Genomic DNA, 23146 nt, shown 5'->3' on the forward strand with positions numbered 1-23146 from the left:
GCTAAACCTTTAAACAAGAAAAGGGTAAGGGGCCGACGTGGCCCCTTAATTTAAGTAAGCGATCAGGCGGGCTGACCGGTTAGCAGATCCAGCACTTCCTGCACGCTGGTGGTGTTGGCCAGACGCTCAATGACGCTTTCATCATCCAGCGCGTTGGTCAGGCTGGTGATAACCTGGATATGCTCGTTGTTACGGGCGGCAATACCAATCACCAGGCGGGCGATATCTTCTTCTTCTTCGCCGAAGCGTACGCCCTGCGGATACTGGCAGAACACCACGCCGGTTTTCAGCACGCGATCTTTCGCTTCAACCGTTCCGTGCGGCACCGCAATGGATTCGCCCAGATAGGTTGGCGTCAGTTTCTCACGTTCCAGCATCGCATCGACATATTCCGGCTCAACATAACCGCCTTTCACCAGCTGCTCACCGGCAAAGCGGATCGCCTCTTCTTTGTTGGCGGCGTGTTGACCAAGGAAAACGTTGCTGGCACCCAGCTTAAACAGATGTTCGTTGCTGGTGTCGTAGCTGTCGCTCAGGGTAGCCGTTACCTTTTCACGATGGCTGGCACTGCGCTGCGCTTCTACCAGACGTGCGGTTAAATCGCTGTACAGACCGCTGTCGAGGAAGTTATTCAACGAAATATGCTGTGCGTGCGGTGCCTGGCGCATGGCGCGCTCGGTCAGGTCGCGGTGGGTGATCACCAGGTCAACATCGCCCGGCAGGGCATTGATGGCGGTATTGGTGACGGAAATCTGCGTCAGCCCGGCATCCTGCACTTTCTTACGCAGCACGCCGGCGCCCATCGCGCTGGAACCCATACCGGCATCGCAGGCAACGATGATTTTACGCACGTGGCTCAGATCGCCGTTCATCGCGGCAGCAGCAGGCGCACCCGCCTGACCTTTAGACTGCGCTTTCATATCCTGCATACGGCGGGTTGCCGCTTCGATATCGTCTTCGTCTTTGACTTTGCTGGTTTTCAGCAGAATTGCGGACACCACAAAGGAGACGGCGAAAGCAGCCAGAATAGCGGCGATGTTGGCGAAGTAGGCCCCTTTTGGCGTCATCGCCAGGACGGCAAGGATCGAACCCGGGGAAGCCGGAGAGACCAGGCCGCCGTTGAGCAGCGTCAGGGTGAAGACGCCGGCCATACCGCCGAGGATCACCGCCAGCAGCAGGCGCGGCGCCATCAGCACATACGGGAAGTAGATTTCGTGGATGCCGCCCAGGAAGTGAATAATGGCCGCTCCGCCAGCAGACTGTTTCGCATTGCCTCGACCAAAGAACATATAGGCCATCAGCACGCCCATGCCCGGACCCGGGTTCGCTTCAATCAGGAAGAATATGGATTTCCCGGCTTCGCTGGCCTGCTGAATGCCCAGCGGCGAGAAGATACCGTGGTTAATGGCGTTATTCAGGAACAGAATTTTCGCCGGTTCCACAAAGATAGAGGTCAACGGCAGCAGGTTGTTCTGCACCATGACATTCACGCCAGCGGCAAGAATACGGGAGAGACCTTCCACCAGCGGACCAATGGCGAGAAACGCCAGAATAGCCAGCAGCATGCCGATAATGCCGGCGGAGAAGTTGTTAACCAACATCTCGAAGCCGCTTTTAATTTTACCCTCTACCGCGCGGTCAAAGGCTTTGATCGCCCAGCCGCCCAGCGGACCGGCAATCATGGCACCAAGGAACATCGGCATATCGGCACCAACGATCACGCCCATGGTGGTGATAGCGCCAACTACGCCGCCGCGATCGCCGCCTACCAGGCGGCCACCGGTATAACCGATCAGCAGTGGTAGCAGGTAGGTAATCATCGGGCCAACCAGTTTCGCTAACGTTTCGTTAGGTAACCAACCGGTAGGAATAAATAGCGCGGTGATGATACCCCAGGCGATAAACGCACCGATATTGGGCATCACCATATTACTCAGAAAGCGACCAAAGCTTTGAACCTTGACCTTGACTGATGAGGACATAAAAACACACCCCTTATTGTTACGCGCTGACAAATAAGAGAGCGCGTGATTTTGTTAAGACGCTTCGGCGGGGAGCCGTCGAATTACTGTATGCAGGCGGACTCTAGCACGCGTTTATGACGCTGCGTAGTGAGCCACCTGATGTGAGAGAGATCACGCTTTTGGGGGAGGGAAAAGGGCGTTTTTCGTGAGTAGGATCACATAAAGAGGCTTCCTGAAAAGCGCTATGCTGAAATAATCACCGCACTCACGCGGGTTTATGTGATTAAGATCACAGTTTATTGCTGTTAGTTTGTTTCTAAATTGTGATATTGATCACAATAAACTTTTGGATAAAAATGCGGCAGATCACACTTTTGCCTGGACCGAAATGCGGGTGCCGAAATGTATAGGGCACCCGCTGTGGTTTTTACCGTAGCCCATTCTGTACGGCGTTTTGCGCCTGCGTCAGCGCCTGCGCTTTCGATGATACGTTGCTCATTAACGTATTGTACTGGCTGGCCTGCTCCTGGGTAGGGAACTGCACACCGTTATCATTAAAGGAAACGCGCGTTCCCTGCTGTTGCAGAAAATCACCTGCCTGCACCACATCCTGACTCAGCGATTGCAGCGCTGGCAGCAGCGGCTGCAGGGTAGCTGCCGGTTGTGTAACGACCTGGGTATAGGCGCGATCGTAAATTGACTTCAGATCGTCAGGCTGTTTCAGCGCGGCTTTGCTGCTGTCCGCCTGGCTTTTCGCGTTTTGCAGCTGCTGCGCCAGCACGCTCAGCGTACCGCTTGCCTGACGCAGCGCATCGCGGCGCGTCAGATAATCCTGCGGAACACGCAGCGCGGACAGCTCGTCCACTACCGGACGCAGACCCTGGTCCACCGCTTTGTTTATCTGTTGTGAAAAGCCATAAATAATAGCGTAATCGCTGGCGTAATTACCAAAGCGCTGTTTTTGATCCTCACTCAGCGCAGGCAAATGTTCGCCGCTGCGCATGACGGTATTCTGTAAAAAATCACTAAAGGCCTTGCGCTGTTCACCCTCTTTATCACCGCAGCCGGTAAGCTGCAGGATGACCAGTACTGCTGCCAACGGCAGCCACAGACGCGTCCAGCCGCGGGAAACTCCGGTCGCCATAGCGTTTACTCCTGTAAATTAACAAACTCGCTGTTTAATAAGGCCGCATCTCGCCGCCTTTTTAAGGTGTCTAAAGCATAGATCAATGCGATTAGGCTGAATATGGGGAAGAATGAATTAATCACGAATTATCGTGAAGTTAGCGATTTCGTGTTTGTGATAACTCTTTTTAAGCAGAATGCAGGCCTGGTAAGGCGCTAACTGGCGGCACGGCTAAAAGCCGCCAGCAAGATCAAAAAATTTTTTAAAATTGGGCGGCAAAACCCCAGGAATCATCTAATAATTAAATTCCCGATTGATGTTGCACAGTTCTGACCCCTTCATTTATGCAACAAACCGGCATTCTGAGCCTGGGCTTCAGGTTCTTATCTCTGTTTTCCTTCACGTTGTTCAAAGTGAGTTTTAGGAGTTTGCTATGGAAGTAAAAGACCCCATGGTTGAGTTACTTAGCAGTCTTGAACAAATTGTATTAACACGGAATGTCGTTGGTGCCCCTGTAGCGCAGCAAGAAAAAACGGTTTCAGTGCCAGAACCACAACGCCTGCGCGAAATGACCGGTATGAAAATTGATGAATTTGCCCGCGTGATGGGCGTGAGCGTCTCTTCAGTGAAAAGCTGGGAAGCGAGACGCACCCGCCCATCAGGTAGCGCCCAAAAGCTGATGCAACTGCTGCACTCCAATCCTTATCTGGGGCGACAGCTGCTTGACTGAATGCACAGAACGTTGAAAACCCGCCTGATGGCGGGTTTTTTATGCCTGACGCTCAGACGGGATGATGAATCAGCGGATCTGTCTGAGGTGCGGTGGGAGGGATGAGATATGATGTTGTATCAAGCTCTGCCCGTTCAGCTATCGCCCAGAGATCGCCGGTTGCCGCTGGCAACACAAAACCAGCAGATGTCAGCGCGTCATCGGGTAATGATGTACTTTCCCTGTGCGATGCGTCCTCCACAAGCCCCTGATCCAGTCCGAGGTCGGCCAGCGTTAAGGTCTTCGCCGATAGCATGGCGTCAGACGTGCCGGTATTGAACGTCAGCGACGTTTCATTGGCGATGGCCCATTCGCCGCTATCGGGATCGTTGAAATAGATGCCCGCCTCTAAGCGATGCTCGCCGTCGGCAATGCCCGCCAGCTCGCCTGCCGGAATGGCCACTTTCCAGTGACCGCTGCTGTCAGTGGTGGTCTCCCAGCGTAAATTATCCAGGGTAACTACAACCTGTTGACCGGTCCAAAAATAAAGGCTGGTGCCGCTGAGCACCTGTACGCTGTCCACTTCGCTCTGGTCGATAATGTCGTCGCCCAGCGGGTTTATCAGCATTTGCGGGGTATAGGCTCTGCTACCTTCATCCTCGGTAAATTCCAGATTTCGGGCAGTAACCACATTGTGTTGCCCCGCCTCGCCCAGCGTGACGCGAACGATTTGTGCATCATAGCTGTCCAGCGCCTGCATATCTTCGGCGGGGATCGTCAGGCTCCAGCGTGGATTAGTGTCATCGCCCGTCAGCGTGGTTTGATAGTGCTTGCTATGGAACTCTATGTTTACGCGCGTGCCCAGCGGCGCGACGCTGGCGTCCAGCACACCGCCGCTAAGGGTCAAACCCTTGTCATAAACCTCGAAAGAGGTGATCAGATTTTGTCCGTCTACCGTATCCAGAGTAGCGCCAAATAGCGGCACGTCGGTATCGGTATTCAGCGTCAGGGTGCTGGTGTCGCTTAGCTCGCCCCACTGTACCTTTATCGGAACCTCGCCATCGGGCAGGGCGCGAATATCCTGATCCGGGATCCAGACCATCCAGCTACCGTTGGTTACCTGTGCGCTATAGCTTTTGCCGTTTAACGTCAGGTTAATATCGCTCCAGTCGTTGCCGGTAAAAGTACCGGTAATCAGATAATCTGGTCGGATATCGTCGGTACGGATAATGACATCATCGCCCCAAACTGCATCAAGCCGCACATAAGGGCCGTCAGGTGGCACCGCCGGATCGAGATTAATGTAAACCGTATCGTCAGCGCTGTCGCCGTTGGCGTTGTTCCGCACCGTGGCTTCAAAAATAACGCCGCCGGTACGTAGCTCAGGGACTTTATCTGCCGGGATCGTGACCTGCCATTGACCCTGATGTACTTCCCCGGTCCAGGCCCAGTCGCCCAGCTGTAGCCAGACTTCACTGCCGTCGGAGATGTTGGTAGCACTGCCGCTGACCACCAGGCCGCTCAGTTGGTCAAGCGTCAGACGGCTATAATCTTCCAGCGAATCAATCGTCAGGGAGGCAACGTTTTCTGTGGCGTTGCCCGGTTCGATAGTGACCCAGTGCTCGCCAGTCAGCGGGCCGCCGTTGAGGGTTGAACCCGGAACCGTGACTTCTATGCGTAGCGCACCCGCCGGTAAATTTTTCAAATCATCGGCAGAGAGAGAAACGCGCCATTCGCCCGTTTGATCAACAATACCGAAAAAGGCGTTATTGCCCAGCGCATCGGGGAAGCGTAACTCAACCAATTGTCCGGCTGGCACATTTAAACTATCCCCGGTGATGGTCAGCTCCGTCTGTTTTTCGCGTGCGTTGATGATGTCATCGCCGGAGACAGGATTAATCACCACTCTGGTTTCGCTGCCGGTATCGATGCCGCTAAAATAGATGGTTTTGCTGAGTTCAGCGGTTTCGCCCTGTGCATTGGTGATGCTCAGTACCAGCGGTATCTCACCAGTTGGCTGTGATAACAGATCGTCAGGGGCAACCGGCAAACGCCAGTCGCCATTTTCATCTATCCGCGCCTGATAGCGCAGATCGCCAAAGGTGATATTCAGGTAGCTGCCAGCCGCGACGTTAGTGACATGACCGGACAGCACTTCTGTTAGCAGCGCCCACTGGATGTCATCGGCGTCAAAGTTGTTGTAAGGCACATCGAGCGTGATATACGGCATGGTTAATGATTCACCGACGGTAAATTCGCGTACCGTGGTGGCGGTTTCGCGTAGATCTTTTACCCAGGCGATCAGCGTGGCAGGGCCATTATTCAGCTCCGCCAGATCGCTGGCCGGGATCTCCGCCTGCCAGTGATTATTTTTTACCGTTGCGGCATAGATATCGTCTCCGAGCTGTACCCAAACCTCTTTACCGCTGGCTACATTGGCGGTGGTGCCGCTGACGATCAGACTGCTTTGCTGCTCAATTGCCGTCAGCAGATCATCGCCAGTGATACTGTTGACGTTAATCTCTGCCGCATACGAGGTACCTTTTTCGTTGGTTACGGTAAAGGTGCGCTCGTCGCTGCTGTAGCTGTCGCCATAAATACTCGGTGCGCTAACAGTAAGGGTATGCTCGCCGGGCGTCAGGTCTTTCATCATTTCTGGCGTGAGCACGCTGCTCCATGCGCCGTTGGCATCTACCGGCACTTGCCAGCTTTTTCCCTCCAGCGTGATGGTCACCATCTCGCCTTCCGCTACCCGCTCCGTCAGGCCGGAGATCACCTGGCCGTGCATCTTTTCCCGTCCGATCAGTTCATCATTCCCGGCAATAGGGCTAATGGCGATACCCGCCGCGCGGCCATCTAACATATCAACAACCGACACCTTACGGATTTGCTCGGTGGCGTAGCCCTGGTTGTTGGTCACGCTGACCACCAGATCGTGAGTGACGCTGGGATCAACATTAATCAGGTTGGTAATCGTTGAGGGCGACAGGGGAATACGCCATTCGCCATTTTTATCCACCAGACCCTGATAAGTCTGGCCGTTAAGGGTAACCTGAACGTAATTGCCGCTTTCTACATTGCGCGCGGTGCCAGAGAGATTGGCGAAGGCGTAATAGTCAGCGGGGGAGGTGGCAGAGAAGCCGTCTTCAAACAGAGGATTAATAGTAAGGCAGGGTTTTTTGCTCATGATTATCGTCTCGTATGCAGGGTTGAGGAGGAACGAGCGATATCAGATATAATCAAGCATCTGCCAGCAAGCACGCTTTTTTGCTGGCATAAACGTCTGATATAACGGCTTAAGTCAAAAAATAATTCCGTTGATAATCACAAGGGTCACTCTGCACTGGTTGTTTTTTAATCAGAAAAGTGACCGCACTTTATTTATCACTGGAACCACTGACGCAGCGCGATTATCAGAATTGCCTCAGCATGATGGTCAGAGCACATATTTTGCCGCCTGACGAGTAAACCAGGCTTCCGGCACGTTGTAAGGCTTTTCGCGCAGCTGCGCCATGCCTTGTTCTATTGTCACCTTCGCCTGCTGCCAAAGCGTGGCGTCACCCTGCTGTAGCAAGCCGATCTGCACCTGTTTTTCCACCAGATAAATGCGTGCGAAATCGGGGTCGTACTGCACGATAGCGCGCGTGTTATCAATGATATCTGCCAGCTTAATGGTTTGTGCGTCCGGCGCGGCGTCGGCAGTATGACGAAAATGCGCCACTTTACGCGCTGCCCGATTTTTTGCCTGCGGCTGGCTGCTGTCGGTCAACATGCCGACCAGCGTAGCGACCTCAGCGCCAAATTGCCGTTCAATATCCGCAAGCGTAGTGCCGGTATCTTCCACAGTGTCATGCAGCCAGGCGGCGGCCAGCATATGTTCATTATCCGTAACGCTGCGCACCAGCTCTACTACCGCCGCTGGATGAACAATATAGGGTTCATCGGTATATTTGCGGCGTTGTCCGGCTGCGGCGTGCACTTCGGTGGCATAGCGTCTTGCCTGTTCTTCCAGTGATTGCATCTTACCCTCCTGGCCTGGTTTAAATATCGCTTGCAATTATGTAGTGTACTATTTAACTTGTCACGCATGAGTAAACATCAAGATGACAAAAAAGCTTCGGGTGCGCTACTGTCGCTGGATAGCCAGCTCTGTTTTGCGCTCTATTCCGCCAATCTGGCGATGCACAAGCTTTACCGGCAGCTGCTGACGCAGCTTGATATTACCTATCCACAATATTTGGTGATGCTGGTGCTATGGGAGCGGGATGATATTACGGTTTCCGACATTGGCGAGCGCCTGTTTCTGGATTCCGCCACGCTGACGCCGCTGCTAAAAAGGCTGGAAGCGGCAGGGCTGGTACTGCGCCAGCGTTCGAGACAGGATGAACGCCAGGTGGTGGTCACCTTAACCGAAGCGGGGCGGGCGCTGCGCGCAAAAGCATTAAGCATTCCTGAAGCGGTAGTCTGTGCTGCGGAGTGTGATGTCGCGACGCTACAGGATATGAAAGCACAGTTGAACAGGCTGCGCGATAGTCTCATCCGTTAGCCGTCTACTTTTCAGCCACTGACAACGGTAGTGGAAGCAACTAAGATCTATAATGCCGGGCTTATTAAATAGCTCGCGATTTAATAGCGAATAAACCAACCAGAGGGTTATCTATGTCATTAGAAAAAGTCGTTTATCAGGCAAAAGCAAAGGCAACGGGCGGACGTGACGGTCGCGCTACCTCTTCTGACGGCGTGCTGGACGTAAAACTGGGCGTACCCAAAGAGATGGGCGGCGCAGGCGGCGAAGCGACTAACCCGGAACAGCTGTTTGCGGCAGGTTACTCCGCCTGTTTCCTCGGCGCGATGAAGTTTGTGGCCGCGCGCGATAAAATCAATATGCCGAAAGAGGCTTTTATCGAAGGCGAAGTAGGTATTGGCCCGTTGCCGACCGGTTTTGGTATTGAAGTCACGCTGAATATCCATCTGCCGGGTATGGATCAGGCAGAAGCGCAAAAGCTGGTGGACGCCGCGCATATCGTTTGCCCTTACTCGAATGCGACCCGCAATAACATCGATGTCACTCTAAATATCATCAACTAATACAGCCTGGCGAACGCCACTTTTTGCGCGTTCGCTCTTTTATTTGCCGCTAATTCCCGTCTATTAAGGGTGTGCTTTCTGGTTACGATGGCGAAATTTCGCTGATCCGGTCGGCTAATTGTGGTTAACTGGCAGCGCTTCACCGGAAAAGGTTCCTTTTTCCGTTCAGAATCCTCTTGTTCATCACACAAAATGAATATTGCGATTACCGGTGAGAACTCTGGCGCAACGAAGCGGTCTGAAGAATGCTCGTAAAGTAACTGCTACGCCGGGAATATAGAAGGTCGAATGAATTATATAAAATCACTTACTCAGCAAAAACTCTCTCTTTTGCTGTCACTCTACATTGGTATTTTACTGAATCTCCCCATATTTTATCGTCGGTTTGATCCTTTCCTCAGCAAGTCTACTTTTTCTGACTGGCTATCAGCGGCGGCAGAAGTCGTTGCTATCGTTTTGCTCACTTTCTTCCTGATGCGTTTGCTGTCGCTGGGCGGAAAACTTTTTTACCGTATCCTGGCTACCATGCTGGTGCTGTTTTCCGTGGCCGCCGGTTACTATATGGCCTTTTTTAATGTGGTGATTGGCTACGGTATCATCGCTTCAGTGATGACCACCGATACCGATCTCTCTAAAGAAGTGGTGGGCTATCAGTTTGTTCTGTGGATGGTGCTGGTCAGCGCGTTACCGCTGCTGATGATCTGGCGTAACCGGCTGCGCCTGACATTAATCGAACAGCTTAAAACGCCCGGTCAGCGGATCAGGCCGATAGCGATTATGCTGCTGGCGGTCGCGCTGGTCTGGCTGCCGATTCGCTATTTTGACAAGCTGCAAAAAGCCAACGAAGAGATCACTAACATCGATCTGCCCAGCTATGGCGGCGTGGTGGCGCACTCTTATTTACCCTCTAACTGGCTGTCGGCGCTGGGTCTGTTTGCCTGGACGCGCATCGACGAAACCGTTGACGGGCAAGAGCTGCTCGATCCGGCGAAAAAATTCACCTACGTGGCCCCGCCCGGTATTGATGATACTTACGTGGTGTTTGTGATTGGCGAAACCACCCGCTGGGATCACATGGGGCTGCTGGGCTATGAGCGCGACACCACCCCTAAGCTTTCCCATGAAAAAAATCTGGTGGCTTTTCGCGGTGAGTCCTGCGATACCGCTACCAAGCTCTCGCTGCGCTGCATGTTTGTTCGTGAAGGCGGCACCATGGATAACCCTGGTCGGACGCTGAAAGAAGAGAATATCTTCGCCGTATTGAAATCGCTGGGCTTCAGTTCAGAGCTGTTCGCCATGCAGAGCGAAGTCTGGTTTTACGATAATACCCATGTCGATAACTTCGCTTTTCGCGAGCAGATTGGCTCAGAACCGCGTAACCAGGGCAAGGCAGTGGACGATATGCTGCTGATCCCGGAGCTGAAAGCCTCGCTCGATCGTCATCCCAACGGCAAACATCTGGTGGTGCTGCATACCAAAGGTTCGCACTATCTCTATTCGCAGCGCTATCCGCGTAGCTACGCACGCTATACGCCAGAATGTATGGGCGTGGATGAGGAGTGCAGCAAAGCCCAGCTAATTAACGCCTTTGATAATTCTGTGCTTTATACCGATACCGTGCTGGACAGCGTTTATGATCAGCTGCGTGATAAGAAAGCGATTGTGTTTTACGCTTCCGATCACGGGGAGTCGATCAGTGACAATATGCATCTGCATGGTACGCCGCGTGAGATGGCACCGCCAGAGCAGTTCCGCGTACCAATGATTGTCTGGGCCTCTGATAAATATCTGGCCGATGCGCGCAATAAGCAGGCTTTTGAACGTTTGCAGGCACAGCAGCGCATTGGGAAAACCCATCGTCACGTTGAGTTCTTCGATACCATTCTTGGCTGTCTGGGTTATACCTCGCCGGATGGCGGGATCAAGGCGGCGAATAACTGGTGTCAGGCTCCTGCGACCGTAACGAGCAGCAAAAGTTAACCCGCAGGGCGCACCCCGCCTGAGTGAATGCTTTTCATGCAGTTGATGCGCGCTGCATGAAAAAGTCATTGACGCCTGACGGCGACCTCAGTAAGATGCGCCCCCATCGGCGAGTAGCGCAGCCTGGTAGCGCAACACGTTCGGGACGTGTGGGTCGGAGGTTCAAATCCTCTCTCGCCGACCAAATTCCCAGCCCCAGTCAGCAATGACTGGGGTTTTTGCGTTTCAGGGCAGCGATCTTTATAAGACCTGGCTCAAAACCGCGGCTTTTTTTTCCCCGTCACGTTTCTGGTTTCCTCGCTCTGCGATAACGCCTTTTTGTGTTCTGAAAAAGGATTTCAATGAGCAGGAAATACCATGACCCCATGGTGCTGCATCCCAATCGCCTGTTTACATCAGTTGGAACCTGCGGCACCAATCAACCCAGTGAAGTGAAAAAGCTACAGCGTATGGTGATGAATGCCGGTTACCGGCTCGCCACTGGACGCAGGCTGGCTATTGATGGCGTTTGCGGCCAGCAGACTTTAGAAGCGATCCGCTGGTATCAGCGCCTGCTGAATCTTTCACCTTCCGGGTTGGTTACGCCTGTTTCCATCTACTTTATGGATGCGTTAAAAGCGATGTCGCCCGATAACCAGCCGCATCATCCTGGCGGTTTACTGCGGGTGAGTCAGGGACAGTTCACCTTTGATAACGAAGGGCTGGACTACAGCACCGCAACGGTGCCTTACCGGGCGACGCCAACCCCCTGGTTTTCACGTGTGCTGCACTGGCCGGGAGGCTTTTCTGGTGTCACGTTAGGGCGGGGGTTTGATATGAAGCTACGTAGCGCAGGGGAAATCTACAGCATATTGCGTCAGGCTGGCCTGGAAGAGCATAAGGCGGTGATCTGTTCCCGCGCGGCGGGCCTGAGCGGCAGGGCGGCGCAGCAGTTTGTCACGGTGTTTGGCCCAATGGTTGGAGAAATTACCCATCAGCAGCAGATTCAGCTGTTTGAGATCGCCTGGCATACAAAGATTGATTATGCCCGCGGCGTTTATCTCAGGCATTCGACAAATGTCACACCGCGCTTATCCTGGGAGCGGATAGATAAGAAAATAAAGGACATATTTATTGATACTCTTTACCAGGGTAATAAAAATGCCAAAGTTATGGCAAAATTAATCGCGCAGGGAAGCAGCAGAGAAAAAATAATTCAGCATCTTAAAGACAATAACTATTATCAAATGGATGCAAGAAACCGGGCCAGGGTAGAATATTTAAAATGAAAAAATCATGTGTTTTAATTTTTCAGCTGTTTTTTATATCCATCGCTTATGGTTCAAGTATGCTAGATGGCAATATGCTAAAGCCCTGTTTTCGTCCAGATGAGGACAGCCTCGAATGCATTATTACTATTACGGAAAGATCGGAAAGCGCTTTAAATCTGGCTTACAATAAAAAGCTTAAGGAAATAAAAACGGCAGATGAAATGCGCTGGTGGCTAGGCAGTAAACTACAAAAAACGCGAATGGCCAATAATTTTATCAACAGTCAGCGGCTATGGCTGGATTACAGGAAGAGCTACTGCGACACCATTGCTGCGCCTGAGGAAAACACGCATGCTTATGGTGAGGCGCAGGCACGTTGCCAGATTAATATGAATCAGCGTCGAATTGATGAAATCAACATGCTTTATCATCCGGAATTAGAGAACCGATAGTTTTATGCCATTTCCCGGACCATTATCTAAAGTTATGACGCGCGCTCAGGCCATAACTTCCTCTTTTGCACCTCAGGCGCCACCAGCGCAGGAAAACCAGCATTAATCGCGCTTTTATCCTTTCGCTCACCGTCACATCTGGCTTCTGTGCTTAATTCGCTCTACGCATAACTTATGGCCGAAGATTGCATATTGCCGTTTTCTTGTGCCGATATCGCAGCATTTTTAGCTAGCTCTTTGACTGAACAGCTCGCTAATCGTTCAGTTATGCAGCGTTCAACGATAAATTTTAATCGTTTTTTTGCGGTTAAACCTACTGGCTGGCGCATTTTTCACCCGACGTTTATAGGGTTAAACGGCTTTGCAATAAACTTTCCAACTGGTTTTGTTATCGGATGGTTTTTTTTATGTTTGCTTGCTGTTTCTCACACTCTGTGTAAATACCTCATATCTGTATTGACGTTCTTTCATTCTGTTGACAAATTGATGTTTCACTGGAGTAAGGGAAGCAGATTCTTCTGATAGATTTCATGCTATCAGAACCACCCGCCACCCCTTCTCTCCTGTTGCCTTCGGGCAACTCGCACCGGCCGCACAAAAAAAACACAGGCCGGGCATACGCGCACAACACACATCACATATTGGAGCATAAGCATGAGTATTTCCTTGGCTAAATCAGGGGTGCTAAAGGTCGGCCTGAGCCTGATGGCGATGACCGTTGCCGTTAGCGTTCAGGCAAAGACTCTGGTTTATTGTTCAGAAGGATCGCCAGAAGGTTTTAACCCGCAGCTGTTCACCTCCGGTACCACTTATGATGCCAGCTCCCGCCAGGTTTATAACCGTCTGGTGGAGTTCACTATCGGTACTACCGAGCTGCATCCGGCGCTGGCCGAAAAGTGGGACATTAGCGAAGATGGCAAAACCTATACTTTCCACCTGCGTAAAGGCGTGAAGTGGCACACCACTAAAGATTTCAAACCCACCCGCGATTTTAATGCAGATGACGTGATATTCACCTTTGAGCGTCAGCTTGATAAAAACAACAAATATCACGGCGTCTCTGGCGGTAACTACGAATACTTCGAAGGCATGGACATGCCCAACCTGATCAGCAAAGTTGAGAAGGTTGATGACTATACCGTGCGCTTTACGCTGACCCGTCAGGAAGCACCTTTCCTGGCCGACCTTGGGATGGATTTCGCCTCTATTCTCTCAGCAGAATATGCTGACAAGATGATGCAGGCGGGTACGCCGGAAAAAGTCGACCTCAATCCTGTTGGTACCGGCCCGTTCCAGCTGCTGCAGTATCAAAAAGACTCACGCATCCTGTACAAAGCCAACGCCGAATACTGGGGCACCAGGCCGAAAGTCGATCGTTTAGTGTTTTCTATTACGCCGGATGCTTCGGTGCGCTACGCCAAACTGCAAAAAGGCGAGTGCCATGTTATGCCTTACCCGAACCCGGCGGATATTGCCCGCATGAAGCAGGATAAGAACATCAACCTGATGGAGCAGCCAGGTCTGAACGTTGGCTATCTCTCGTTTAACGTCGAGAAAAAACCGCTGGATAACCTGAAAGTGCGTCAGGCGTTGACCATGGCGGTAAACAAAAACGCAATCATTGAGGCCGTTTATCAGGGTGCCGGTCAGCCAGCGAAAAACCTGATCCCGCCGACCATGTGGGGCTATAACGATGCGGTGCAGGATTACTCCTACGATCCGGTTAAAGCCAAAGCGCTGCTGAAAGAAGCAGGCATGGCCGATGGTTTTGCTATCGACCTGTGGGCGATGCCGGTCCAGCGTCCTTACAACCCGAACGCGCGCCGTATGGCTGAAATGATCCAGTCCGACTGGGCGAAAATCGGCGTGAAAGCCAAAATCGTGACCTATGAGTGGGGCGAATATCTGAAGCGCGCCAAAGATGGTGAGCACCAGACGGTGATGATGGGCTGGACCGGCGACAACGGGGATCCAGATAACTTCTTCGCCACGCTGTTCAGCTGCGCGGCGGCAAAAGATGGTTCTAACTACTCGCGCTGGTGCGATAAGTCGTTTGAGGACCTGATTCAGCCAGCCCGCGCCACGGACGATCATGAAAAGCGTATTCAGCTTTACAAGCAGGCTCAGGTGGTAATGCACGATCAGGCGCCTGCGCTGATTATCGCCCACTCCACGGTCTATGAGCCGGTAAGTAAAAAAGTGTCCAACTACGTGGTAGATCCACTGGGCGGCCACTACTTCGTAAACGTTGATATCGCTGAATAATCTACCGGGCCGGCAGCGTCTGGCCCGATAAATTACGTTGCTGTCGCTGCCGGTGATTTTACGGGTCGCGATGGCCCGACGGCGATGTCTGCAGGCTGAAGCGTTTTCATCCTCTTTCCCGGACGAAAAAAATGGCTAAGGCGCAATCTATTGCGTCGCGGCTGGCTTCACGCCAGCGCAGGATGTGAGCAAAAACCCGCCCTGAGCGGTGGGATAAAAATAGAGAAACCGGATTATGCTGCAGTTCATATTCCGACGTTTGGGTCTGGTGATCCCAACGTTTATCGGTATTACCTTATTAACTTTCGCTTTTGTACACTTGATCCCCGGCGATCCGGTACTGATCATGGCCGGCGAACGCGGGATCTCCCCTGAACGTCACGCACAGCTTATGGCCCAACTGGGGCTGGATCAGCCGCTGTGGAAACAATATCTCACCTACATCAATGGCGTGCTGCACGGCGACCTCGGCATCTCCCTGAAAAGCCGTACGCCGGTATGGGATGAATTTGTGCCGCGCTTCAAGGCTACGCTGGAGCTGGGCATTTGCGCCATGCTGTTTGCCGTCGCTATTGGTATCCCGGTTGGCGTGCTGGCAGCGGTAAAACGCGGCTCCATATTCGACCATACCGCTGTGGGCATCTCGCTGACCGGCTATTCGATGCCGATTTTTTGGTGGGGCATCATGCTGATTATGCTGGTATCGGTGCAGCTTGACCTGACGCCGGTATCAGGACGATTAGGCGATGCGGTGTTCCTGGATGATACGCAGCCGCTGACCGGCTTTGTTCTGATCGATACGTTGATTTGGGGCGAGCCGGGCGATTTCCATGACGCGGTGATGCATATGATCCTGCCCGCTATCGTGCTGGGCACCATCCCGCTGGCGGTAATTGTACGCATGACTCGCTCATCAATGCTGGAAGTGCTGGGCGAAGATTATATTCGTACCGCCCGCGCCAAAGGGCTGACGCGGATGCGGGTAATTATTGTCCACGCGCTGCGCAACGCGATGCTGCCGGTGGTTACCGTTATCGGTCTGCAAATCGGTACGCTGCTGGCGGGCGCGATCCTGACCGAGACTATCTTCTCCTGGCCGGGCCTGGGACGCTGGCTGATTGAGGCCTTACAGCGCCGCGATTATCCGGTAGTGCAGGGCGGCGTATTGATGGTCGCCACGTTGATTATTCTGGTTAACCTGCTGGTTGATCTGCTCTATGGCGTGGTAAATCCGCGCATTCGACATAAAAAATAAGGGGGCGCTATGTCTGTTGTAAATCCGGGCGGCGTCAGCGCTGCACCCGTGCCGATGACCCCTTTTCAGGAGTTCTGGCACTATTTTAAACGCAATAAGGGCGCGGTCGTCGGCCTGGTCTATATCGTGATAATGGTGACACTTGCGATTTTCGCCGATCTGCTGGCGCCGCATGGCCCGGCGGAGCAGTTCCGTGACGCGTTGCTGCGTCCGCCGGTATGGCAGGAGGGCGGCAGCTGGCAATACCTCCTCGGTACTGATGACGTGGGCCGCGATGTACTGTCGCGCCTGATGTACGGCGCGCGGCTGTCGCTGCTGGTGGGCTGTCTGGTGGTGCTGCTGTCGCTGATCCTTGGGGTGATCCTCGGTCTGCTGGCGGGCTACGTTGGCGGAGCGGTGGATGCCACCATTATGCGTCTGGTCGATATTATGCTGGCGTTGCCAAGCCTGCTGCTGGCGCTGGTGCTGGTGGCAATTTTCGGCCCGTCGATTGTTAACGCTTCGCTGGCGCTGACCTTTGTTGCGCTGCCGCACTATATTCGTCTGACCCGCGCTGCGGTGCTGGTGGAAATCAACCGCGACTATGTCACCGCTTCCCGTGTAGCCGGGGCCGGTGCCATTCGCCAGATGTTTATTAACATTCTGCCTAACTGCCTGGCACCGCTGATTGTGCAGGCGTCATTGGGCTTCTCCAACGCGATCCTGGATATGGCCGCGCTGGGCTTTCTCGGTATGGGTGCGCAGCCGCCGACGCCGGAGTGGGGCACCATGCTCTCCGACGTTCTGCAGTATGCGCAGAGTGCCTGGTGGGTGGTCACCTTTCCTGGACTGGTGATCCTGCTGACGGTACTGGCATTTAACCTGATGGGCGATGGCTTGCGTGATGCGCTCGACCCGAAACTCAAGCAGTAAAGAGGCACCGAGATGGCATTATTAAATATAGAAAAACTGTCGGTGCATTTCGGCGAAGAGAAAGCACCGTTCCGTGCGGTTGACCGCATTAGTTACCAGGTTGAACAGGGCCAGGTTGTGGGTATCGTAGGGGAATCTGGCTCCGGTAAATCGGTTAGCTCGCTGGCGATTATGGGGCTGATCGATTATCCCGGCCGCGTAATGGCGGATAAGCTGGAATTCAACCAGCGCGACCTGAAGCGCATCTCTGAAAAAGAGCGGCGTCAACTGGTGGGGTCGGAAGTGGCGATGATTTTCCAGGATCCGATGACCAGCCTGAACCCGTGCTATACCGTCGGCTATCAGATTATGGAAGCGATAAAAGTTCACCAGGGCGGCAACCGTCGTACCCGGCGACAACGCGCTATTGATCTGTTGAATCAGGTCGGCATCCCCGATCCGGAATCGCGGCTGGATGTCTATCCGCACCAGCTTTCCGGCGGTATGAGCCAGCGCGTGATGATCGCTATGGCTATCGCCTGTCGGCCACGTCTGCTGATTGCCGATGAGCCGACAACCGCGCTTGACGTTACCATCCAGGCGCAGATTATTGAGCTGCTGCTGGAGCTGCAAAAGCAGGAGAACATGGCGCTGATCCTGATTACGCACGATCTGGCGCTGGTGGCGGAAGCCGCGCAGCACATTATTGTGATGTATGCCGGACAGGTGGTGGAAACGGGCAAGGCGAGCGATATTTTCAAAGCGCCGCGCCATCCTTATACCCAGGCGCTGTTGCGCGCCCTGCCGGAATTTGCGGCCGATAAAGCACGTCTGGCTTCGCTGCCGGGCGTGGTGCCGGGCAAATACGATCGGCCCAGCGGCTGCCTGCTGAACCCGCGCTGCCCTTACGCCACCGACCATTGCCGTGTGGAAGAACCTGAACTGCGTGATATTCCGGGGCGTCAGTCCAAGTGTCACTATCCGCTGGATGATGCCGGGAGACCAACCTATGCGTCCTGAAACTCAAGAGCAGCAATACCTGCTGCAGGCTATCGACCTGAAAAAGCACTACCCGGTGAAGAAGGGGCTGTTCGGCGAGCCACGGCTGGTAAAAGCGCTGGACGGCGTTTCCTTTAACCTTGAACGCGGGAAAACGCTGGCGGTGGTGGGCGAGTCAGGCTGTGGCAAATCCACCCTGGGCCGCCTGCTGACAATGATTGAAACGCCGACTGAAGGGCAGCTGTTCTGGCATGGTCAGGATCTGCTGAAGCACGATCCGCAGGCGCAGTCGCTGCGTCGGCAAAAAATCCAGATTGTGTTTCAAAACCCGTACGGCTCGCTGAACCCGCGTAAGAAAGTGAGCCAGATACTGGAAGAGCCGTTGCTGATCAATACGTCGCTCAGCAAAGCGGAACGCCGGGAAAAAACGCTGGAAATGATGGCCAAGGTAGGGCTAAAGACCGAACATTATGACCGCTATCCGCATATGTTTTCCGGCGGGCAGCGTCAGCGTATCGCTATTGCACGCGGCCTGATGCTGGATCCTGATGTGCTGATCGCCGACGAACCGGTCTCGGCGCTGGATGTTTCGGTGCGCGCGCAGGTGCTGAACCTGATGATGGATTTGCAGCAGGAGATGGGGCTCTCTTACGTCTTTATTTCGCATGATTTATCGGTAGTGGAACATATTGCCGATGAGGTGATGGTGATGTATCTGGGTCGCTGCGTAGAGAAAGGCACCAAAGAGGCAATTTTCACCAATCCGCGTCATCCTTATACGCAGGCGCTGCTTTCCGCGACGCCGCGTCTGAATCCGGACGACCGCCGCGAACGTATCAAGCTGACCGGCGAGCTGCCCAGCCCGCTGAGCCCGCCGCCCGGCTGCGCCTTTAACGCGCGCTGCCGTCGCCGTTTCGGCACCTGCGTCCAGTTACAGCCGCAGTTGAAGCAGTATGGCGATCAGCAGATTGCCTGTTTCGCCGTGGATCAGGATGAGCAGCAGAAAGTGAGTTAAGCTTTAGGCGCGGCGGGCAAGCTTGTATCCGTTCCGCCGCAGCTTTATGACGTGGCCTGAAGTCTACATTCATCTTTAAGCCTGGCAATAGACGATTGGCGGGCTTTTTTAGTTAAGGCAGCAAGATTATCGATTATTCGATACCATATTTCTTCTGTTTAACGAAGTCAGGCTGTTTCCAGTTGGGGCCTTTTTTGATAAGCATCTTATCTCCCCACTCCACAATGCCTGCTTTATGTAGTCTTTCAAATGTTTTCAACAGCTCGCCATTACCTACGACATCAAACCGGTAACGTACAAAAAAATTATCTAATTGAGGATATCCGATCCCTTTTGTTGAACTGGCAAAGAAAGATACCACATCGCTAACGCTCTCTTTTTCAATCATCGTTTTAAAATCAATCATAGTCCTTCCCTCCAGGCTTGCTCCTCTGAAGCTTTAACGGCCTCAGGCGTATATAAAGGCTCATGCCTCTCATTAATTTTGTAGTCTTCTAAGGTAGCTGTATGAGTATTGTTCCAGACTTCTGCCTGATTGCTGGGTATTGCTTCATCTTTAATCCCTAAGTTACGATATCGCTCAAGCTCCCTAATCTCATGGGTATAAAAGCGTTTATCGATATCTGTAGCCTGCAGCTCACCCTTCAGGATTTTCTCCAGTCGTTCAATCATTACTTTATTTGCAGCAGATTCAGCAAACCGCCCTGTATGCAGCTTTACTTCTTCTATTCCTTCACGATCAATGACGGCAGTACGCCAATCCAGATCTTTAATCGGGCCGCCTGCCTTTTCAGTATGAAACTCGCGTCCGCTATGTTTACCTTTAGCATTCGTTTCACCATAAGGATTGCTAAGCACTACATATACAGGCTCTACGCCTGTACCGCTGGCATCGGGGCGCCAGTAGATAAAATCCTGAGGTTCTACAATATCCGCTATTGGCGTCGTGATCACCTGAGCATAGGGTATCGGCTGAATTTCACCGGATAGATGGCGAGGGAAATCAAAAAGTGAGTTTCCATGTATATCACCGGTATGTGAGGGTGATGGCGTATTTACCGGAACGGGATTAATTAATATCGTGCGTGACGGGGTGTCCTTTCCGGCGGGAACGATAATGCGATCCAGCCCTGTTTTTTCATCGCGTTCTACTTTAAGCACCGGTACCGTTTTTGACAGACCGCCATCCCCTGTTTTTAGTAATTTCAGCACAGGATGGTAATGCTCCTCTGCCAGCGAGGCGCGCACCGGTAGCTCCACAGTATTAACGCCTGGCTGGAGAGGAGGGTTTGTCCCTGTTAAGGCGTCTAACGGCAGCGAAAGTGCCAGAGGAACTTTGTCGCTACCTTTGCCAGCATTTGCTGGCCAGAGCCCTGCAATAATAACGGCTGCACTTAGGCTGGATGAACTAAGCAACGCTGCGGCACCCTGAAGCCACGCGCTTTGCAGGCTTTTAACTAACTGAGGCGCTTTGAAAAGCTGATTAATGTAGTAACTGCCCCCGATAGTGATTTCTTTAGCTATGGTGGTTGCCGTGGCGGAGGAACCAATCCATGTGCCGTAGCCCGCAATAGTAAATTCTATGGTACCTGGCAGGCCGCCCAGAATAAGGGCGGCATTGCCGCTTCTATTTTGGCGATTGCTTCAGCGGCAGCTTTCGCTTTAGCTTCCGCCTGTGCTCTGGCTTTTGCTTCAGTGGCAGCTTTCGCTTTAGCTTCCGCCTGTGCTCTGGCTTTTGCTTCAGCGGCCGTTTTCGCTTTAGCTTCCGCCTGCGCTCTGGCTTTTGCTTCAGTGGTGCCTTTGGCTGTTGCCGCCTGGTTTTCAGCAGCCTGACGCTGTCGCACTTTTTCTGCTGTAATTACGCAAGTCATAGCAATATACAGGGGTGCCTGCTTACTGCCAGGTGGAAAACAGGCAATAAAATCATGTGTATTACTACCAACCGTCGCTCCGGCTGGGCGCAATTTTCCACTCTTGACTGATGTTTTCCAGGGGAGTTTCTGCTCTTTTACTCCTTTGGCCGGAAAGCTGAGGTAGAACTCCAGAAAGTTAAATTCCCCAGGCATCATGCCGCAGAAAAAAGCCGTCGAACCGCCATACTTTGTGGCTCTTACCGGGATTAGCGGTATATGAAATAAGCTTTTTTTTGTCCCGACGGCGGCAAGGTGCTGTTTCCCGCCATGTACTTCATCCAGAATGCGCGTATTAACGCCTACGCTTTTAGGCAGGGAAGAGCCCGCCGCAGGAAGGGAGGCATCCGTCATCACGCTGGCTGGCACAATAGTAATAACCGGCACTTCCGAATTCCACATTGATGGTTCGGCGTACGCTGGCTCAAATACCCAAAAATCCGCGCTCATCAGGCTATTTCCCTGCGGTGAGGCATAGCTCTGCTTAACCTGAGTAATGGAGGCCAGCGTCTCCTTTCGCATTTGTTGCGGAACAGCGATTTGCATGCCATCAACAGCAGGTAACCAACCATTACCGGTAAGCGGATCGAAGCCGGTACTGGTAATCTGATTGAAAATCTCCTCAGGAGATGGCTTGTTTGTTTTCGGCCAGACAATCATAGTATTCCCGCCTATCACGCCATCGGTAGGAATACTATCTTTAGTCAAACCGTCATTTTTGTTGTTTCCCATCATCTACTCCTTGTAAAACAGGGTGAAATGTCACTGTATTTATATACAGGTGATCCCATCCTAAACTTATTGAATTCCTTTCAATAATTTATTGTGTTTATTGCCATCTGTTGGGTTAGATTTAATTAACAGGATTATCGTTATTGATAATAATTTTTTTAGTTTAACTTTATGAAGTTAAAAGGCGTTGATGTGTTACCTCTTAGCTAATCTGGCGAGATACATAGTTCTTCTTTAATATGCATTTCGCTAACTATTACAAGAAATCTCTCAAATTAAGTTCTTTAGCTTTGATGACCTTTTTATACAAAGCAGACACTATACTTACCAGGCCAGATATCATAATGATAAGAACGTTCTTATGGTCGAACTTAAGACTTCATAAAAGGAAATGGCCGGGGTATAAAAGGTGTAACGCCTACAAATTAATAGATGAATAATAAGGGTTAATATGGAAATTACTGCTGGATTGTTTAGGTCAAGGAAGAAACCGGTAGATGAAAATGAAATGGTGCTAAAAGAAATAATAGCAACACATCATAATTCGCTTTATGAACGTATTATTTGTCAAAACCTCCTGTCAGGAATTAATAACGTTGAGGTTATTCGCAACTCGTTGCTTACCTCCAGCGATCAGCTGAAAAAAGAGGAGGAAATTATTGAAAAACTTAATGAAAAGAACCTACAGGCACGAAATTTTATTCATGCGCTGTTGGATAAGATGTGCGAGTTTGAAAAGCATGCTGAAAATGGCAATGAGGTCAGTCGGGCGCTACAGGCATCGGTAGAGGATATCAGGGAATGCGTAAGCGATATTAACCGTCTGGCTAACCAAACCGATCTGCTGGCGATCAATTCAGCGATAGAGGCTGCCCGGGTGGGCACCATGGGGCGTGGTTTTACTGTGCTTTCAAAGGAAGTAAAATGCCTTGCGGAAGAAGTAAAAAACCAGTCAGGCAAAATAGAAAAAATTACTAACGATATTAAAAAGTCAGCCGATCAGGTTGCTGATAACTGTACAACCGTAATTAAGGCCCACGTAATTGTTAGACAAGAGGTTAATGAAGCCTGCGAAGCCTTAGAAGAGGTGATCAAACGTTCAACGCGTATGCAATCCGTTATGCGCTTTATTTCCCGGCAACAATTTCTGAATACGGTGAAACTTGATCATATTGTCTGGAAGCAACAGGTCTATTCCCTGCTGTTCAATAAAGATAAGAGAGGCAAAGTTAACACCCATCATGAATGCCGATTGGGCAAATGGTATTACGAAGGGGAAGGGCTTGTGCTGTTTGCCGGAAACGAGAAATTTCGTCAGCTTGAACGGCCTCACGCTGAAGTTCATAACAGTGGACGTGCAGCGTTAACCGCATTTTGCCAGAATGATGTTAAAGCAATGGCCGACTTTTTGGAGAAAATGGAGCAGGCCAGCTCGCAGGTAATCCTGATTATCGATGGCCTGATCGAGCAAATTGCTCCGGACGATATTGCCTGAGTCTCACGGCCATTA

General features: G+C 52.0%; 19 protein-coding genes and 1 tRNA gene. 13 read left to right on the plus strand and 7 right to left on the minus strand.

Translation table 11 applies throughout. The annotated features are described in order from the left end of the window. Positions 1-62: 62 nt before the first annotated feature. Together ACQE3Z_RS11400 and ACQE3Z_RS11405 are read right to left on the minus strand one after the other, a co-directional pair. The gene (locus tag ACQE3Z_RS11400; protein ID WP_426973889.1) at positions 63-1982 is read right to left on the minus strand and encodes a PTS mannitol transporter subunit IICBA; all 1920 of its coding nucleotides are present in this window, start codon (positions 1980-1982) and stop codon (positions 63-65) included. Positions 1983-2391: 409 nt separating this feature from the next. Next, the gene (locus ACQE3Z_RS11405) at positions 2392-3108 is read right to left on the minus strand and encodes a DUF3053 domain-containing protein (RefSeq protein WP_426973890.1); all 717 of its coding nucleotides are present in this window, start codon (positions 3106-3108) and stop codon (positions 2392-2394) included. Between the two features lie 415 nt (positions 3109-3523). Between ACQE3Z_RS11405 and ACQE3Z_RS11410 the strand changes: the two genes are divergently transcribed. After that, a complete protein-coding gene (locus tag ACQE3Z_RS11410) occupies positions 3524-3820 on the plus strand; it encodes an HTH-type transcriptional regulator (protein ID WP_426973891.1) in 297 nt (98 codons plus the stop codon). Between the two features lie 52 nt (positions 3821-3872). Here the strand turns inward: ACQE3Z_RS11410 and ACQE3Z_RS11415 are convergent, their stop codons facing one another. Together ACQE3Z_RS11415 and ACQE3Z_RS11420 are read right to left on the minus strand one after the other, a co-directional pair. Further along, positions 3873-6986 carry a hypothetical protein gene (locus ACQE3Z_RS11415; RefSeq protein ID WP_426973892.1) on the minus strand — a complete coding sequence of 1038 codons (3114 nt, stop codon included), beginning with the start codon at positions 6984-6986 and terminating at the stop codon, positions 3873-3875. A 249-nt stretch (positions 6987-7235) separates the two neighbouring features. Further along, positions 7236-7820, minus strand: coding sequence for an HD domain-containing protein (locus ACQE3Z_RS11420; RefSeq protein WP_426973893.1), 585 nt, complete (start codon positions 7818-7820; stop codon positions 7236-7238). Between the two features lie 66 nt (positions 7821-7886). Between ACQE3Z_RS11420 and ACQE3Z_RS11425 the strand changes: the two genes are divergently transcribed. From ACQE3Z_RS11425 to dppF, 11 genes are all read left to right on the plus strand, one after another. Next, the gene (locus tag ACQE3Z_RS11425; RefSeq protein ID WP_426973894.1) at positions 7887-8345 is read left to right on the plus strand and encodes a MarR family winged helix-turn-helix transcriptional regulator; all 459 of its coding nucleotides are present in this window, start codon (positions 7887-7889) and stop codon (positions 8343-8345) included. 113 nt (positions 8346-8458) lie between these two features. Then, entirely contained in the window at positions 8459-8887 is a 429-nt protein-coding gene (locus ACQE3Z_RS11430; protein WP_426973895.1) for an organic hydroperoxide resistance protein, read from the plus strand. Positions 8888-9175: 288 nt separating this feature from the next. Next, positions 9176-10867, plus strand: a complete 1692-nt coding sequence (eptB, locus tag ACQE3Z_RS11435) for a kdo(2)-lipid A phosphoethanolamine 7''-transferase (RefSeq protein WP_426973896.1) — start codon at positions 9176-9178, stop codon at positions 10865-10867. Positions 10868-10974: 107 nt separating this feature from the next. Next, positions 10975-11051 (plus strand) — tRNA-Pro (locus ACQE3Z_RS11440). Positions 11052-11208: 157 nt separating this feature from the next. Continuing rightward, the gene (locus ACQE3Z_RS11445) at positions 11209-12135 is read left to right on the plus strand and encodes a peptidoglycan-binding protein (RefSeq protein ID WP_426973897.1); all 927 of its coding nucleotides are present in this window, start codon (positions 11209-11211) and stop codon (positions 12133-12135) included. After that, complete coding sequence (locus ACQE3Z_RS11450) at positions 12132-12569, plus strand: lysozyme inhibitor LprI family protein (protein ID WP_426973898.1); 438 nt, start codon at positions 12132-12134, stop codon at positions 12567-12569. Before ACQE3Z_RS11445 ends, ACQE3Z_RS11450 begins: the two co-directional genes overlap by 4 nt. A 654-nt stretch (positions 12570-13223) precedes the next feature. Then, the gene (dppA, locus tag ACQE3Z_RS11455) at positions 13224-14834 is read left to right on the plus strand and encodes a dipeptide ABC transporter periplasmic-binding protein DppA (RefSeq protein WP_426973899.1); all 1611 of its coding nucleotides are present in this window, start codon (positions 13224-13226) and stop codon (positions 14832-14834) included. Positions 14835-15069: 235 nt separating this feature from the next. Next, the gene (gene dppB, locus ACQE3Z_RS11460; RefSeq protein ID WP_085068897.1) at positions 15070-16089 is read left to right on the plus strand and encodes a dipeptide ABC transporter permease DppB; all 1020 of its coding nucleotides are present in this window, start codon (positions 15070-15072) and stop codon (positions 16087-16089) included. A 9-nt stretch (positions 16090-16098) separates the two neighbouring features. Next, positions 16099-17001 (plus strand): dipeptide ABC transporter permease DppC, encoded by a 903-nt coding sequence (gene dppC / locus ACQE3Z_RS11465; RefSeq protein ID WP_426973900.1) that lies wholly within the window; start codon positions 16099-16101, stop codon positions 16999-17001. A gap of 12 nt (positions 17002-17013) precedes the next feature. Next, the gene (dppD, locus tag ACQE3Z_RS11470) at positions 17014-18000 is read left to right on the plus strand and encodes a dipeptide ABC transporter ATP-binding protein (protein ID WP_250651383.1); all 987 of its coding nucleotides are present in this window, start codon (positions 17014-17016) and stop codon (positions 17998-18000) included. After that, the gene (dppF, locus tag ACQE3Z_RS11475; protein WP_250651384.1) at positions 17990-18994 is read left to right on the plus strand and encodes a dipeptide ABC transporter ATP-binding subunit DppF; all 1005 of its coding nucleotides are present in this window, start codon (positions 17990-17992) and stop codon (positions 18992-18994) included. Before dppD ends, dppF begins: the two co-directional genes overlap by 11 nt. 133 nt (positions 18995-19127) lie before the next feature. Here dppF and ACQE3Z_RS11480 read toward each other — a convergent pair whose 3' ends face one another. The 3 genes from ACQE3Z_RS11480 to ACQE3Z_RS11490 all read right to left on the minus strand — a co-directional run bounded on the left by ACQE3Z_RS11480 (position 19128) and on the right by ACQE3Z_RS11490 (position 21636). After that, positions 19128-19400, minus strand: a complete 273-nt coding sequence (locus ACQE3Z_RS11480; protein WP_426973901.1) for a hypothetical protein — start codon at positions 19398-19400, stop codon at positions 19128-19130. Further along, on the minus strand, positions 19397-20410 hold the full coding sequence (locus ACQE3Z_RS11485) for an S-type pyocin domain-containing protein (protein ID WP_426973902.1): 1014 nt from the start codon (positions 20408-20410) through the stop codon (positions 19397-19399). Before ACQE3Z_RS11485 ends, ACQE3Z_RS11480 begins: the two co-directional genes overlap by 4 nt. A gap of 164 nt (positions 20411-20574) precedes the next feature. Then, positions 20575-21636 carry a colicin-like bacteriocin tRNase domain-containing protein gene (locus ACQE3Z_RS11490; RefSeq protein ID WP_426973903.1) on the minus strand — a complete coding sequence of 354 codons (1062 nt, stop codon included), beginning with the start codon at positions 21634-21636 and terminating at the stop codon, positions 20575-20577. A 451-nt stretch (positions 21637-22087) separates the two neighbouring features. Between ACQE3Z_RS11490 and ACQE3Z_RS11495 the strand changes: the two genes are divergently transcribed. Then, positions 22088-23131 (plus strand): methyl-accepting chemotaxis protein, encoded by a 1044-nt coding sequence (locus ACQE3Z_RS11495; RefSeq protein ID WP_426973904.1) that lies wholly within the window; start codon positions 22088-22090, stop codon positions 23129-23131. The last annotated feature ends 15 nt before the right edge of the window (positions 23132-23146 follow it).

The sequence above is a fragment of the Pantoea sp. FN0307 genome (assembly GCF_050113815.1).
GTDB lineage: Bacteria > Pseudomonadota > Gammaproteobacteria > Enterobacterales > Enterobacteriaceae > Mixta > Mixta alhagi.

Bases quoted from the DNA above. Each gene is read 5' to 3' on its own strand.
- ACQE3Z_RS11400 (WP_426973889.1), bottom strand. From the start codon at position 1,982: ATGTCCTCATCAGTCAAGGTCAAGGTTCAAAGCTTTGGTCGCTTTCTG.
- ACQE3Z_RS11405 (WP_426973890.1), bottom strand. From the start codon at position 3,108: ATGGCGACCGGAGTTTCCCGCGGCTGGACGCGTCTGTGGCTGCCGTTG.
- ACQE3Z_RS11410 (WP_426973891.1), top strand. From the start codon at position 3,524: ATGGAAGTAAAAGACCCCATGGTTGAGTTACTTAGCAGTCTTGAACAA.
- ACQE3Z_RS11415 (WP_426973892.1), bottom strand. From the start codon at position 6,986: ATGAGCAAAAAACCCTGCCTTACTATTAATCCTCTGTTTGAAGACGGC.
- ACQE3Z_RS11420 (WP_426973893.1), bottom strand. From the start codon at position 7,820: ATGCAATCACTGGAAGAACAGGCAAGACGCTATGCCACCGAAGTGCAC.
- ACQE3Z_RS11425 (WP_426973894.1), top strand. From the start codon at position 7,887: ATGAGTAAACATCAAGATGACAAAAAAGCTTCGGGTGCGCTACTGTCG.
- ACQE3Z_RS11430 (WP_426973895.1), top strand. From the start codon at position 8,459: ATGTCATTAGAAAAAGTCGTTTATCAGGCAAAAGCAAAGGCAACGGGC.
- eptB (WP_426973896.1), top strand. From the start codon at position 9,176: ATGAATTATATAAAATCACTTACTCAGCAAAAACTCTCTCTTTTGCTG.
- ACQE3Z_RS11445 (WP_426973897.1), top strand. From the start codon at position 11,209: ATGAGCAGGAAATACCATGACCCCATGGTGCTGCATCCCAATCGCCTG.
- ACQE3Z_RS11450 (WP_426973898.1), top strand. From the start codon at position 12,132: ATGAAAAAATCATGTGTTTTAATTTTTCAGCTGTTTTTTATATCCATC.
- dppA (WP_426973899.1), top strand. From the start codon at position 13,224: ATGAGTATTTCCTTGGCTAAATCAGGGGTGCTAAAGGTCGGCCTGAGC.
- dppB (WP_085068897.1), top strand. From the start codon at position 15,070: ATGCTGCAGTTCATATTCCGACGTTTGGGTCTGGTGATCCCAACGTTT.
- dppC (WP_426973900.1), top strand. From the start codon at position 16,099: ATGTCTGTTGTAAATCCGGGCGGCGTCAGCGCTGCACCCGTGCCGATG.
- dppD (WP_250651383.1), top strand. From the start codon at position 17,014: ATGGCATTATTAAATATAGAAAAACTGTCGGTGCATTTCGGCGAAGAG.
- dppF (WP_250651384.1), top strand. From the start codon at position 17,990: ATGCGTCCTGAAACTCAAGAGCAGCAATACCTGCTGCAGGCTATCGAC.
- ACQE3Z_RS11480 (WP_426973901.1), bottom strand. From the start codon at position 19,400: ATGATTGATTTTAAAACGATGATTGAAAAAGAGAGCGTTAGCGATGTG.
- ACQE3Z_RS11490 (WP_426973903.1), bottom strand. From the start codon at position 21,636: ATGGGAAACAACAAAAATGACGGTTTGACTAAAGATAGTATTCCTACC.
- ACQE3Z_RS11495 (WP_426973904.1), top strand. From the start codon at position 22,088: ATGGAAATTACTGCTGGATTGTTTAGGTCAAGGAAGAAACCGGTAGAT.